Origin of the sequence: Mesorhizobium sp. RCC_202 (genome assembly GCF_041355295.1) — a bacterium.
GTDB lineage: Bacteria > Pseudomonadota > Alphaproteobacteria > Rhizobiales > Rhizobiaceae > Mesorhizobium.
Genome location: NZ_JBFUPO010000001.1, coordinates 575386 through 590603 on the forward strand (window position 1 = coordinate 575386; position 15218 = coordinate 590603).

Consider the following 15218-nt stretch of genomic DNA (forward strand, 5'->3'; position numbering starts at 1 on the left):
GGCCATGGATTTCGGTCTTTCGGAAGAACAAAAGCTCATCGTCGAGACGACGCGCGCCTTCGTCGAGAACGAGCTTTATCCGCATGAGCGCGAGGTGGAGCGCACCGGCGTGCTGCGCCGCGAGCTGATCGAGGAATTGAAAGCCAAAGCGATCGAAGCCGGCCTCTACGCGGCCAACATGCCGGCCGATGTCGGCGGCGCGGGCCTGGATACGGTGACCTGGCTGCTCTACGAAAAGGAACTCGGCCGCGCCAATTACGCGCTGCACTGGACCTGCGTGGCGCGGCCTTCCAACATCCTGCTTGCCGGCACGCCGGAGCAGCGCGAAAAGTATCTTTTCCCCTGCATTCGTGGCGAGAAGTGGGACTGCCTGGCAATGACCGAGCCCGGCGCGGGCTCGGATCTGCGTGGCATGAAGGCAACCGCCGTGCAGGATGGCGACGACTGGGTGCTTAACGGCACCAAGCACTTCATCTCGCATGCCGATCTTGCCGATTTCGCGATTTGTTTCATGGCTTCGGGCGAGGAAGAAACGTCGCGCGGCAAGCGCAAGAAGATCACCGCCTTCTTCGTCGACAAGGGCACCAAGGGTTTTTCGGTGCGCGACGGCTACCGCAACGTCTCGCATCGCGGCTACACCAACGCGATCCTCGAGTTCGACGATTGCCGGCTGCCGGCTTCCCAGGTTCTGGGCGAAGTGCACAAGGGCTTTGAGGTCGCCAACTCCTGGCTGGGCGCCACGCGCCTGCAGGTTGGCGCCACTTGCCTCGGCCGTGCCGAGCGCGCGCTCGGCCACGCCATTGAATATTCAGCGCAGCGCCAGCAGTTCGGCCAGCAGATCGGCAAGTTCCAGGGCGTGTCGTTCAAGCTCGCCGACATGGCGACGGAATTGAAGGCGGCGGACCTGATGGTGTTCGAAGCCGGCTGGAAGTACGATCAGGGCACCGTCACGGATCAGGACATGGCGATGGCCAAGCTGAAGGCCACCGAAATGCTGGCTTTCGTCGCCGACGAAGCGATCCAGATCCATGGCGGCATGGGGCTGATGGACGACCTGCCGCTGGAGCGCATCTGGCGCGACGCCCGCGTCGAGCGCATCTGGGAAGGCACGTCGGAAATTCAGCGCCACATCATTTCGCGGGCGCTGCTGCGCCCGTTCGGGGCCTAATCCATGTCGCCCAAAAGCGCAAAGCGGTTTTGGGGAAACGACATGCATCAAAACAAGAAAAGACGGGACTATGCATAAGCTTGAACGTCTCCTGCGCCCGCAATCGATCGCCGTGTTCGGCGGCGCGCAGGCCGCCGCCGTTGTTGCGCAATCGATCAAGATGGGCTTTGCCGGCGAAATATGGCCGGTGCATCCGACCAAGGAAGAAGTGGCCGGCCGCAAGGCCTACCGATCCGTCGCCGAGCTTCCCGGAGCGCCGGACGCCGCCTTTGTCGGCGTCAACCGCCATCTCACCATCGAGGTGGTCAAGGCGCTGGCCGAGCGCGGCGCCGGCGGCGCCGTCTGCTTTGCCGCCGGCTTCCTGGAGACCGAGGCCTATGACGAGGACGGCGAGCGGCTGCAGGCAGAACTGGTTGCCGCAGCCGGCCAGATGCCGATCATCGGACCGAATTGCTATGGCCTGATCAACTATGCCGACGGCGCGCTGCTATGGCCCGACCAGCATGGCGGCATCCGGCTTGATGAAGGCGGCAAGGGCGTCGCCATCATCACCCAGTCGTCCAACATCGCCATCAACATGACGATGCAGAAGCGCGGCCTGCCGATCGCCTTCCTGATGACGGCCGGCAACCAGGCGCAGACCGGCCTGTCGGAGATGGCGCTTGGCCTGATCGAAGATGACCGCGTCACCTCACTCGGCCTGCACATCGAGGCCTTCGATTCGGTAGCCGGCTTCGAGAAGCTAGCCGCACGAGCACGCGAACTGAAGAAACCGATCATCGCCATGAAGGTCGGCCGCTCGGAACAGGCAAGGCAGGCGACCGTGTCGCACACCGCTTCGCTGGCCGGTTCGGATGCCGCCTCCGGCGCCTTCCTGCGGAGGCTCGGCATTGCGCGCGTCGATTCAATTCCTGCCTTTATCGAAGCGCTGAAGCTGCTGCATGTCACCGGACCGCTGCCCGGTTACCGGCTGTCGTCGATGAGCTGTTCGGGCGGCGAAGCCTCCGTGATGGCCGACAGCGCAGAAGGGCGCTGGGTCAATTTCCCGGAGCTCACCAGCAAGCATCGCGCCCATGTCAAGTCGACGCTTGGGCCGCTTGTCGCGGTCGCCAACCCGCTCGACTACCACACCTTCATCTGGAACAACGAGCCGGCGATGACCGCCACCTTCACCGCCATGGTGTCGGGCGGCTTCGACCTCAACATGCTGGTGCTCGATTTCCCGCGCCCCGACCGCTGCTCGGTCACCGACTGGTGGGCGACGCTGCGCGCCTTCGAGGCGGCGCTGAAGACCAACAAGGCGCATGGCGCGATTGTCTCCTCGCTGCCGGAAAACCTGCCGGAGGAATACACCGCCGAGCTGATGGCGCGCGGCATGGTGCCCTTGTTCGGCATTTCCGAGGCCATGGATGCCGCAGGCGCAGCAGCCTTCATCGGCTGGGCCTGGGCCGAGCCGCAGGCGCAGCCGATCGACACGACGGCTGCCGGCGCGGCCGGAGGCGACCGTACTACCCCTGACGAGGCCGAAGCCAAAGCGCGCCTGATCAAGGCCGGCCTGCCGGTGCCGAAGGCCGAGCGCGCCGCCAATGCGGTCGAGGCGGTGATCTCGTCGATGGCGCTCGGCTTCCCGGTGGCGCTGAAGGCGCTGGGTGTCACCCATAAGTCCGAGGTCGGCGCTGTCAGGCTCAACCTCAAGGACGCGGAATCCGTCAGCACCGCGGCGCATGATCTCCTGCCGCTCGGCACCGGCCTCTATGTCGAGCGCATGGTGCGCGACGGCGTCGCCGAGCTGATCGTCGGCTTCACCCGCGATCCGATGTTCGGCGCGGTGATGACGCTCGGCACCGGCGGCGTGCTGGTCGAATTGCTGCGCGACAGCGTCACGTTGATGCTGCCGGCGACCCGCGACGATATCGAGGCGGCGCTGCGCGGCCTCAAGCTCTATCCCCTCTTGGAAGGTTATCGCGGCCGGCCCAAGGCTGACGTAAAGGCAGCCATCGAGGCGATCGCCGGCATTGCCGACTTCGTGCAGAAGAACGCCGGCGACATCGAGGAACTCGACATCAATCCGCTGATCGTCTGCGCCGAGGGCAAGGGCGCCTGGATCGCGGACGCCCTTTTGGTGCTTGGAGAAAAGAAGAATGGCTGACGTCATCACCACCCGCCGCGAGGGCACGATCCTCGAAGTCACGCTCGACCGGCCGAAGGCCAATGCCATCGACCTGAAAACGTCGCAGCTGATGGGCGAGACCTTCAAGGCGTTTCGCGACGATCCGGAATTGCGCGTCGCCATCGTCAAGACCGCCGGCGACAAGTTCTTCTGCGCCGGCTGGGACCTCAAGGCGGCTGCCGGCGGCGACGCGGTTGACGGCGACTATGGCGTCGGTGGCTTTGCCGGTCTGCAGGAATTGCGCGACCTCAACAAGCCGGTGATCGCCTGCGTCAACGGCATGGCGGTGGGCGGCGGCTTCGAACTGGCGCTGTCTTGCGACCTCATCTTCGCTGCCGATCATTCCTCCTTCGCACTGCCCGAAATCCGCGCCGGCACGCTGGCCGATGCCGCGACGATCAAGCTGCCGAAGCGCATCCCTTATCATGTTGCCATGGACCTTCTGCTCACCGGCCGCTGGATGGATGTCGCCGAGGCGCATCGCTGGGGCCTGGTCAATGAGGTGCTGCCCAAGGAGAAGCTCGAGGATCGCGTCTGGGAGATTGCCCGGCTTTTGGCCAGCGGCCCGCCGCTGGTGTTCGCGGCCATCAAGGAGACGGCGCGGGTTGCGGAATCGCTGACCTTCCAGGACGCGATGAACCGCGTGACGCGGCGGCAGCTGGCGACGGTGGATGCGCTCTACGGATCGGAAGACAATATGGAGGGGTTCCGGGCGTTTGCCGAGAAGCGCGATCCCGTGTGGAAGGGGCGATAACGTCGGAGATGACGGCGCCAGGCCCCCCTCTCTGCCCTGCCGGGCATCTCCCCCTCAAGGGGGGAGATTGGCAGCTTTGGCGCCGGCGCTCCCCTGGCAACGTTGGCGATTGGCGAAAGCATCGGCGACATCTGATCTCCCCCCTTGAGGGGGAGATGTCCGGCAGGACAGAGAGGGGGGCCTGGGCTCGACCTTTCGAGTCGGTGCAGCCAGCATGACCGACTACAAAACCCTGATCGACGCTGAGACCTGGGCCTTCATCGAGAAGACCAATTCCTATTACCCGCCCGACACGATCGACTCCACGATCGAGCAACAGCGCGCGATCTACGACCGGATGTGCCGCGAATTCTTTGCCGGCTATCCGGACGGCGTGGCGGCCGAAACGACGACTATCGCCGGCAGCATCCCAATCCGCATCTATCGCAACGCCACGCCGAACAAAGCCGCGACCGTGCTCTACATCCATGGCGGCGGCTTCATTCTCGGCGGGCTGGACAGCCACGACGATGTCTGCGCCGAGCTTTGCGCCCGCACCGGCTTTGACGTGGTCTCGGTCGATTACCGGCTGGCGCCGGAGCATCTGCATCCGGCGGCCTTCGACGATGCGCTCGCCGCCTTCGAATGGGCGGCCGGGACTTACGACTGCCCGGTCGTGCTGTGCGGCGACAGCGCCGGCGGCAACCTTTGCGCGGCTGTCGCCCACGCCACCCGCGGCCATGCCAAAAAACCGATCGGCCAGGTGCTGATCTATCCCGGCCTTGGCGGCGACCGTTCCAAGGGCTCGTATCTCAGGCACGCTGACGCGCCGATGCTGACAGTGCGCGACCTCGAGTTCTACAAGCATATCCGCACCGGCGGCGTCGACCGTACGGGCGACGTCAAGCTCTACCCACTGGCCGATGCCGATTTCACCAATCTGCCGCCGACAGTGCTGATCACCGCGCAATGCGATCCGCTGTCTTCCGACGGCGAGGCCTATCGCGACCGCGTCCTTGCCGCCGGCGGCCGCGCTTATTGGTTCGAAGAGCCTGGCCTTGTGCACGGCTATCTGAGAGCGCGACACACGGTCGGCCGGGCGCGCGCCAGCTTCAGCCGGATCGTCGAGGCGGTTTCGGTGCTGGGCAAGGGCGACTGGATCTGGTGATTGTTTGCCGGCGGACGTGTCGGCCTGAGTAGCCTCCCGGGAGACGCTTCTCGCGGTTCTTCCCCAGAACTCCGTGATGCGAAAACCCGTGCAGTTCGCCGCCTCTGTGAAACGGCGAACAGTTCCAGCCATCGTTTTGCATGAACCTTTGCGCTCCAGCCCGCGACTGATGGCCAGGCGCCGCAATGGTGCGGCCCCGGAAAGGCAAAAGCCCCATGACCAGAAACCCAGAGGCTCCACGGTCTCCGGGAACAACGGGGGCCCAGCGCGATCATCGCCTTCGGGAGAGGATCGATGCGCTGGGCTTTCCGCTCGTTCCGTTGACCCTGCCCAGGAGCAGGCGTATCGTTAGGCCGAGGAAAGCAGACAATTCGATCGGGGAAGAACGTGCCGGAAAGCCGCGCCCTGCCCTGATTGGCGCGGCGAGCTGGGACGTTCCTTCCGCAGACTTCGGGGGGAGTTCAATGTCTTGCTCGTTCGTGCCCTCGCGCGCACGCCGTTTGCGTCGCGTCATCAAGGCCACCAGCGGAATCCTGGCCCTGGCATTGACCGCCGGCCTGTGGCTCGGCAGCGCCGCCCAGGCGCAGGAGACCCAGATCATCTATCCCGGATCGATGGCGGTGACCGGCTTCCCCGGCACCATCATCCCCGATTTCGAGTCTGCTGATTCCGGAAAGGGGGGCCTGCCTCCCGGGGTCGATCCGGTCGACGAGACATTCATCGACACCTCGCGCGCCACGTTGCGCGTTTTCGACGTTTCGCATCTCGGCGGCCCGGCCTCTGGCCAGCTCGTCTTCACGCCGCCGCCCTTCGAGGTGACGGCCGGCCAGATCGGCGAGGTGTTCGGCCTCACCTATGACGACGGCGTGCGCGACGGCGTGCCGTCGGGCATTCCCAACCTCTACGCGGCGGCGACCTCGCTGCACGGCGTCGAGATCGTCACGCCGGACGCCGACAGCGACGGGCGTCCGGAGCGGCAGCGTCGCGGCACCGCGGGGGCCAGCTTCATGGACGGCCAGTTCGGCACCGAGGATGGCGGCGGTCCGGGCACGATCTGGAAGATCGACGGCATTACGGGCGCGGTCTCCAAATTCGCCGATATCGACACCAACAGCGGACCCGGCATCGGCAACCTCGCCTTCGATCCGATCCACCGCCAGTTCTTCGCTTCCGATCTCGACACCGGCCTGATCCATCGCATCGACGCCACCGGCAAGTTGATCGACACATTCGACCATGGCGTTGCCGGGCGTCCGGCGCATAGCCTGGCCCCGGTCGCCGACGACGGGGCGGTCATGGACATCCAGGGCGCCGCCTTCGACACGGAAGACCCCGAGACCTGGGGCTACACGCAGGATGAACGCCGCGTCTGGGCGGTCTCCTATCACGGCGGCCGGCTCTATTATTCGGTCGGTGAAAAATCCGAGATCTGGTCGGTCGGCATAGCGCGCGACGGCAGTTTCGCCGGCGATCCGCGCTGGGAGCTGACGGTCAAGGCCGACAAGGACTACGCCGTCACCGATATCGCGTTCGACAACAAGGGCTTCATGTATCTCGCCCAGCGCGGCCCGGTCGAAAACCGCTACGATTACAGCCGCTTCGCCGATTCCGGCAAGGGCGAGCTGATCCGCTACTGGCAGGAGGACCCGGACGATCCGGCAACCGAATCGACCTGGGTCGAGGTGCCTCAGGAATACGCGGTCGGCTTCCCGCAGGGCAACCGGCAATCGGCCGGCGGCGTCGACCTGCAATATGGCTATGATTCCGACGGCAATCTCGACACCAGCGTCTGTACCGACACCGTCGTCAACACCGGCGACAAACTGCGCGACAATCCCGAGCTTGCCGAGCGCCTCGCCGCCGGCGGGCCGCTTGCCGTGCACGGCGTGCAGTTGACGCCGAGCGCGCTGGTCAAGCCGGCAAACGTTCCGCCCTTCGGCTCATGGTTCGTCGACTTCGACGGCTATTTCGAGGACCCGGAGGTCGAAGGCCATGTCGGCGACGTAAGGGTCTGGCGCCCCTGCGAAGGCCGCGCCGGCTATTATGAGGAAATCGAGGGCGGCGGTTACCTGCCTCCGTTCTATCCGCCGGACTTCCCACCGCCCGGCAATCTGCCACCCTGCGTGGACGTCGAGGACGTGCACTATTACTGCACGCCGCGCGGACTGCGGGCCGATCTCACTCTCCATGACCATGCCGGCTTTGGCGGCGATTCGATCAAGGCGCAGTCCAGGACGCCCGGCGTCGGGGTGACAACCCCCATGTCGCACGTGCCGGGCAAGCCCTACACGGTCGACATCACCGGCCATAATCCTGGCGACACCGTCAATGTCGGGCTCTGCTTCTACCGCAAGACCGACCAGGACAAGGGTGGCTACTACCCTTGCTGCAAGGTGACACTGCCGCTCAGAACCCCAGCAATCAGCTGCGAACGTTGAGGGAGGGACAGATGAACAATCTCAGCCGTTCCCGCCTCGCTTCGAGCAATCCGAAAACCGTCATGGAGACGATCATGAAACCCCTGTCATATGCCAGGCGCGGTGCGCGCTGGCTGATGGCGGCCGGTATCGCGGTCGCCATGATGCCGGCCTTGCCGGCACTTGCGGAAGACACAGCGCCGGCCAAGATCACCACTATTGCCGGCGCCGAGCCCAGGCTCGACCTGGACAATCCGCGCGTCATCAATCCCGAACCTGGCCGCATCGTGCCCTTCTTCACCAAGACGGGCGGCCAGCGCAGCTGCGACTATGTTTCCTACACGCTGACCTTCGGCCTGCGCGGCAATGAGCAGGCCTTCGGCAATCCGGCCTTCGCCGCTGCGCTCAAGAACGCCAAGATCGAGTTCAAGGACCAGCTTGCGCACGGTCTGAAGATCGTCAGCGTGCATGTGACCGGCGACGGCACCGACGGCTCCGGCGGACCGCTGCCGGCGGCCGTGATCAGCAGCTCGGCCAATCCGGACGACACGGCGACGGTTTCCGATTTCCGGATCTCCGCCTCCGACCTCGACGGTTCCGGCGCACCGAACGAACGCACCATCACCTTCCAGATCCTGGCCAAGATCGACCAGGCGGCGTTTCCCGCGCCAGCCAATGTCGACAACCAGGGCCTGATCAAGGTGACGGCCGGAACCGGCACGGGGACCATCATCCCCTCGCAGGACCCAAGCAAGCCGGATGACGGCAATCTGCTTACCGGTGCGAAGACGACGGTCCATATCGACGTCACCAAATGCGACCGGCCGCCACCACCTCCCGGCAAGGAATGCTTCAAGGTCGAGCGCGGCACGGTCGATTGCGTGCCCGGCGGCGGCGCCTTCATCTACCATATGCCGGTCGGCCCGGAGATGGGCGGCAAATGGGTGCAGGTGTCGACGACGACCCCCGGCATCAGCATCGTTCCCGACATGCAGAAAGTGCCGGTCGGCGGCGGCGTGCTGAACTGGAAGATCATCGGCGCCTCGCCCGGCGAGACCATCCACCTCATCGTCACCGGCATCGAGACCTATGCCGGACCGAAGGAAGGCTGGGGGCTTTGCTGCACGCAGGTCATCGACATCGTCGTCCCGCGTGACCTGAGGTGCCCACCCAAGGACAAGGAACCGGACCTCAAAGTCGAGAAGCATGCCGACGTGCCGCGTTGCACGATGGCCGGCGGCTGCGACTTCACCATCACGGTCAGCAATGTCGGCGACGCGCCCTATAACGGCAAGATCGTGCTCGACGAGGTGACGCTGCCGGCTGGTTCGGTGCTGACCTCGGGGCCGAACGCGCCCTGGGCCTGCGCTCCTGCAACGACGCCGATGACGTGCACCTATCCGGTGACCACGCTCAACCCCGGCGCCTCCGTCAACCTCAAGCTCGGCTTCAAGCCGGCCGGCGGCTGGCAAGGCAGCGTGCTGCGCAACTGCGCGACTTATGATTACGACGCCAGCGGCAAGCCGCTGTTCGGCAGCCAGTACAACGACCGCGGCTGCGCTTCGATCCCGATCTGCCGCCGTGGCGATCGCGACCCGCAGTGCAGCCCGCCGGTCGAAAAGAAGGTCGACCTGATCCTGAAGAAGCGCGCCCGCATTCCGGTCTGCACGGCCGACGGCGTCTGCTATTTCGTGATCGACATCATCAACAACGGCAGCAATACCTATAACGGCCCGTTGACGGTGAGCGACAGCTACCCCGGCGGCGCGCCGACCTCCTCGACCTTCGGGCCGAGCCCGCCCTGGACCTGCGGCCCGAACGGCCCCGGACAGTTCCGCTGCGACAACGCCGGCATCTCACTGCCCGCGGGTGCCACGACATCGATCGTCGTCAAGACGGTGATGCCGGCGAACTACCGGCCGGATACGGTGGAGAACTGCGCCGAGGTGAAGGCCATTCCCGGTGAGGTCGACCTCGACAACAACAAGTCCTGCGCGACCGAACGCATCCGCCATCCGAATGGTGGGCAGCCCGGCCTGCGCATCACCAAGGTGTGCGGCGGAGAACAACTCGTTCGCGCCGGAATGACCGCCTGCCGCATAACGGTCACCAATGCCGGCACCGCTGCTCCCAGCGGACCGGTGCGGGTCAACGATGCCGCAACGCTGGTGTCCGGCGGCGGTCCGGTGCAGGTCCAGACCGTGACCCCGGATGGTGCGGACTGGAGTTGCGGTCCGGTGCCGGCCAACTCGCTGTCCTGCCAGATTCCCGGCGCCGTGATGACGCCCGGAACCAGCCGGCACTTCGACGTGACGGTCAGCGACCGAGGGGCGTTCGAGAACTGCGCGCGCGGCTCTTACGGGCCGGCCCCGGGCGACGACATCGTCTACCCGATCAATCAGGCCTGCGCGAAGGGCGGCGGCGGCTCGAACATCCGTGTCGAGAAGACCGGCGATGCCGAGTGCCAGCCAGGTCAACCCTGCTCGTTCGAGATCACCATCACGAACGATGGCCAAAACCCCTTCTCCGGTCCGGTCCGCATCGGCGATGCGATCGGCGTGGAAGGGCTTGGCCGGCTGGAGGGCGTTCAGATCACCTCGATCGACCCGCCCTTCGGCTGCTCGCCGGAACCGGCAAGCCTGCCGGCCTCCTGCATCGCCAACCTGACGCTGGGGGCCGGCGAAAGCCATAGCCACCACGTCACCGTGATCCTTCCCGAGGATGGGCGTCTCGCCGATCTGCAGGGTTCGGTCAACGGCCAGAATTGCGTTGGCGTGCTCCCACCGGACACGCCGGTGCAGGGCGGCGGCGAGGTGCTGTCGCGTGATCTGACCACCGCCCAGGGCGACCGCGGCAAGGCCTATGCTTGCCACCCCTTCACCATCAGGCATGAGGTGAAGAAACAGTGCTCGAATGGGCTGGTGCTCAACTCGGCCGGCCGCTGCGCCTGCCCGGTCGGCACTACCTTCCGCGACGGCCAATGTTCGGGTGGCGGCACCAAACTGTTGCCGCTGCCGCCACCGCCGCGCTGCGTCCTGCTGCAAGGCCAGATCCGGACCGAGGACGGACGTTGCGTCTGCCCGCGCGGCACCGAGCTGGCGAACGGCAAATGCGTGCAGGGTGACCAGCCGGAAGAGCCGCAGTGCACGCTGCGCCCTGGACAGTACCGCGACCGGGACGGCAATTGCGTCTGCCGCCGCGGCGAGCTGGTGGATGGCATCTGCCAGGTCATCCAGCAGACCTGTTCAGTGCGCGGCGCGGTGCCGACATCGGGCGGCAACGGCTGCTATTGCCCGGACGGCACGCATCTTGACCGCATGGCGAAGGCCTGCGTGCCGGACAGGCAGCCGCCTGGACAGTGCCGTATCCGGGGTCAGTTCCGCGACGGCAACGGCGACTGCGTCTGCCCGAGCGGGATGGAGGTGCGGGACGGCGCCTGCCGGCCGATCCTGAGCAAGCAGTGCCCGATCCGTGGCCAGGTGCGCGATGCCAATGGCAATTGCGCCTGTCCGGACGGCCTGGAGGTACGCGGCAGGGCCTGCCAGCGGCCGAAGCCGACCCAGGAGCAGTGCACGATCCGCGGCCAGACCCACAACAAACGGGGCGACTGCGTCTGCCCGCGTGGAACCGAGGTTCGCGACGGCGCCTGTCGCAAGCCACGGCAGGAATGCGCTCCTGGCTCGCGCTACATAGACGGACAGTGCCAGCCTATGTTCATCAAGCAGCGCTGCCCGGTGGGCACAGTCGGACGGTTCCCGGATTGCACGCCGACACGTCGGCGGCCGGGTATCGAGATCAACCCCGGCATATTGCTCAACCCGAACCTGCTGCGTCAGCTGCCGCAGCGGGAGCCACGCCAGCCACGGCGCCTGCTGCAGGACCCGAACGGCGACAACATCCAGAACTTCAAGCCGTAATTTCTCGGTCGACTGAAGACGACACCCCGCCGGAGCAATCCGGCGGGTTTTCTTTTCCACATCGAAGATGGTCGGTCAGGCAAGGGCACCAAGGCGCCATCGAAAACATGCTTCCCCTTGACTGGATCATGGTCTAGGCAATCGCCCTGACAGGCGCGGCAACACGCGCAGGACCGCTGGGAGATTGCAGCATGAGCAAGAAAACCCTGATCGCGCCGTCAGTGCTGGCATCGGATTTCTCGAAGTTGGGTGACGAAGTCGAAGCCGTTGCGGCCGCAGGCGCCGACTGGATCCATCTCGACGTGATGGACGGCCATTTCGTCCCCAACATCACCTTCGGCCCGCCGGTGATCAAGGCGATCCGCAGCCGCACCAAGGCCTTCTTCGATTGCCATTTGATGATTGCGCCGGCCGACCCCTATCTCGCGGCCTTCGCCGAAGCCGGTTGCGACGGCATGACCGTGCATGCCGAGGCCGGCCCGCATCTCGACCGCTCGCTGCAGACCATCAAGAGCCTCGGCAAGCGGGCTGGTGTCGCGCTTAATCCGGCGACGCCGGAATCGGCGATCGAGTATGTGCTCGACCGGCTCGACCTGATCTTGATCATGACCGTCAATCCGGGCTTCGGCGGGCAGGCCTTCATCCCGGCCATCGTCGACAAGGTGAAGCGCGTGAAAGCGCTGATCGGCGATCGGCCAATCCGCATCGAGATCGACGGCGGCGTTTCGCCGGAGACGGCGCCGCTGGTGACCGCGGCCGGCGCCAGTGTGCTGGTGGCGGGTGCCGCGGTGTTCAAAGGCGATAGTGTCGAAGCCTATCGGGCAAACATCGAAGCGATCCGCTCGGCGGCAGACAGGGCTGTCAGTTAAATGCCCCTGGTTCCACTCTCGCGGGGCGACTGTACGCACCTGTTGTTGAACCATTGTTCAATATATCGACTTGTCGATAAATCTCATCTTTTCCTGACCGCGCTTTACTTCGATCGATAATGGGACCACTCGTCTCGTCTTAAAGTCGAATATCGTCATCTTCCGCTTGAGGCAGAAAAGCCCAACGGTATGATACGTGCGCGGGATATTGCTTCGCGACAGAGCCCTGACGAGGCAAGAGCGGGGACAGGAGCCAGTTTGACATACGGGACCGGCGATCCGGACGAAGGCAAGGGTGCCAAGAGCACGCTGGCCAGCTCAGTGTACCATCAACTCCGCGATGACCTTCTGCGGGGAGCCTTGGAAAGCGAAAGCAAGCTTCGCGTCGAATGGGTCGTCGCCCGTTATGGAGCCGGCGCGTCGCCTGTCCGTGAGGCGCTCAACCGCCTGGCCGCCGAAGGCCTGCTCGGACGCCACGACCAGCGCGGCTTCTTCCTGATGCCGGTGAGCGCGGCCGAGCTCGAAGAGCTGACGCACACGCGCTGCTGGCTGGAGGAACGCGCGCTGCGCGAATCCATCGCCCATCGCACCGCCGAATGGGAAGAGCAGCTGGTGCTCGCCTTGCATCGCCTGGCGCGGGCAGACCGGCGCCTGCCAGACGATCCGGCGACCAACAATCCGGAATGGGAAAAGCTGCACCGCGCCTTCCACCGCGCCTTGATCTCGGCCTGCCGGTCGCATTGGCTGATCGGCTTTTGCGACCAGCTTTCCGACCAGGCCTCGCGATACCGGCTGATCTCGCAGCGCGGCCCCGGAACCGAGCGCGATGACATCGGAGAGCATCGAACGATTGCCGAGCGCACGCTGGACGGCGATGCCGACGGCGCTGTCGGAGCCTTGCTCAATCACTACCGCATGACGGCGGCGCTCTGCATGGAGCGCTTCAACCAGGGCTATGCGCCGTTGGCCGCAGGCAAGGCTCGGCGCGTCCGCAAATAGAGCAATTCCAGGAAAAGCGTGAAGCGGTTTTCCGTCCGGAATAGCGTCAGAAGCGCGAGCTAAAGCGGTTCGCCGTTTCCGTGAAACGGTGAACGCTATAGCTGTCGTCCAACGGCAAATCTGTTATTTGCTCTGGCAAATATGACGAGCCGACCAAGGCTTCGTCGATATGCCAGGAACGACCATGACCAACCACTTGTTCGACACCTTCCGCAACCGCATGCCGGCGCCCGGCCGTTTGTTGATGGAGACGGATGACGGGCATTCGATCTCTTATGGCGACATGCTGGCGAGATCGGCGCAGCTCGCGCATGCGCTGCTGCAGATGGGCGTCCAGCCCGGCGATCGCGTCGCCGTGCAGGTCGAGAAAAGCCCCGAAGCGGTGTTGCTCTATCTCGCCTGCGTGCGCGCCGGCGCCGTCTTCCTGCCGCTCAACACCGCCTACACGCTGGCCGAATTGGCGTATTTCCTCGGTGACGCGAAGCCGCGGCTGGTCGTCTGCGATCCGGCACGGGCAACGGAGATCGAGGCGCTGGCACAAACGACAGGCGCTGCCACCGCAACGCTCGGCAGCAGCGGCCAGGGCTCGCTGATGGAACAAGCGTCGCGCTTGCCGTCGGATTTCCACGATGTCGCACGCGGCCCGGACGACCTCTGCGCCATCCTCTATACCTCCGGCACGACCGGACGTTCCAAGGGGGCGATGCTCAGCCACGAGAACCTCGCTTCCAACGCGCGGGTGCTTGCCGATTGCTGGCGCTTCACCGCCGACGACGTGCTGATCCACGCGCTGCCGGTCTTCCACACGCATGGCCTGTTCGTCGCCACCAACGTCGCCCTCATCGCAGGCGCCAGAATGCTGTTCGAACGCAAGTTCGACCCGGCTCGTCTTGTTTCGCTGCTGCCGCGCGCCACGGTTTTGATGGGCGTGCCGACCTTCTATGTGCGGCTGCTGCAGCAGGATGGCTTGAACGAGCAGGCCGCCAGCTCCATGCGGCTGTTCATTTCAGGCTCGGCCCCGCTGCTGGCCGAGACACACAAGGCCTGGCGCGAGCGCACGGGTCACGCCATCCTCGAGCGCTACGGCATGACCGAAACCAATATGAACACGTCCAACCCTTATGACGGCGAGCGGCGCGCCGGCACGGTCGGCTTTCCGTTGCCGGGTGTCTCGCTGCGCGTCACCGATCCTGAAACAGGCGATCAAGTCCCGCAAGGCGGGATCGGCATGATCGAGGTCAAAGGGCCGAATGTCTTTGCCGGCTATTGGCGCATGCCCGAGAAAACGAAAGCCGAGTTCAGAAAGGACGGCTTCTTCATCACCGGCGACCTCGGCCTGATCGATGCCGACTTCTATGTCCACATCGTCGGGCGCGGCAAGGACCTGATCATCTCGGGCGGCTACAACGTCTATCCGAAGGAGATCGAAAGCGAAATCGACGCGCTGGACGGCGTCGCTGAGAGCGCGGTGATCGGCATAGCGCATCCGGACTTCGGCGAGGGCGTCACCGCGGTCGTGGTGCGCAAGCCGGGATCTGCGATCAGCGCCGCCGACATCGCCCTGGCCATCGCTGAACGGCTGGCGAAGTACAAGCATCCGAAGCAGGTGATCTTCGTCGACGACCTGCCGCGCAACACGATGGGCAAAGTGCAGAAGAATGTTCTGCGCGACGCGTATAAGGGTATTTATGACAAAGCCGGCTAACAACACTGCGTCGTCATCCTAGGGCGAAGCAAGGAGCGAAGCGACGCGGCGCAGACCCTAGGATCCATGCCG

9 protein-coding genes are annotated in these 15218 nt (G+C 65.1%); all 9 read left to right on the plus strand.

Translation table 11 applies throughout. From position 1 onward, the window contains the following. The first annotated feature begins 4 nt into the window (after positions 1–4). The 9 genes from AB6802_RS02625 to AB6802_RS02665 all read left to right on the plus strand — a co-directional run bounded on the left by AB6802_RS02625 (position 5) and on the right by AB6802_RS02665 (position 15146). Positions 5–1168, plus strand: a complete 1164-nt coding sequence (locus AB6802_RS02625) for an acyl-CoA dehydrogenase family protein (RefSeq protein WP_371008441.1) — start codon at positions 5–7, stop codon at positions 1166–1168. A gap of 70 nt (positions 1169–1238) precedes the next feature. Further along, positions 1239–3317, plus strand: coding sequence for an acetate--CoA ligase family protein (locus tag AB6802_RS02630; protein WP_371008442.1), 2079 nt, complete (start codon positions 1239–1241; stop codon positions 3315–3317). Then, positions 3310–4092, plus strand: coding sequence for a carnitinyl-CoA dehydratase (locus AB6802_RS02635; RefSeq protein ID WP_371008443.1), 783 nt, complete (start codon positions 3310–3312; stop codon positions 4090–4092). The genes AB6802_RS02630 and AB6802_RS02635 overlap by 8 nt, the downstream gene beginning before the upstream one ends. Positions 4093–4306: 214 nt before the next feature. Beyond that, positions 4307–5239, plus strand: coding sequence for an alpha/beta hydrolase (locus tag AB6802_RS02640; protein WP_371008444.1), 933 nt, complete (start codon positions 4307–4309; stop codon positions 5237–5239). A gap of 185 nt (positions 5240–5424) precedes the next feature. Beyond that, on the plus strand, positions 5425–7677 hold the full coding sequence (locus AB6802_RS02645) for a YncE family protein (protein ID WP_371008445.1): 2253 nt from the start codon (positions 5425–5427) through the stop codon (positions 7675–7677). Between the two features lie 11 nt (positions 7678–7688). Beyond that, positions 7689–11573, plus strand: a complete 3885-nt coding sequence (locus AB6802_RS02650; RefSeq protein WP_371008446.1) for a hypothetical protein — start codon at positions 7689–7691, stop codon at positions 11571–11573. A 191-nt stretch (positions 11574–11764) separates the two neighbouring features. After that, positions 11765–12442, plus strand: a complete 678-nt coding sequence (gene rpe / locus AB6802_RS02655) for a ribulose-phosphate 3-epimerase (RefSeq protein ID WP_371008447.1) — start codon at positions 11765–11767, stop codon at positions 12440–12442. Between the two features lie 258 nt (positions 12443–12700). Then, positions 12701–13441, plus strand: a complete 741-nt coding sequence (locus AB6802_RS02660) for a GntR family transcriptional regulator (RefSeq protein ID WP_371008448.1) — start codon at positions 12701–12703, stop codon at positions 13439–13441. A gap of 184 nt (positions 13442–13625) precedes the next feature. Beyond that, entirely contained in the window at positions 13626–15146 is a 1521-nt protein-coding gene (locus AB6802_RS02665) for a malonyl-CoA synthase (protein WP_371008449.1), read from the plus strand. The last annotated feature ends 72 nt before the right edge of the window (positions 15147–15218 follow it).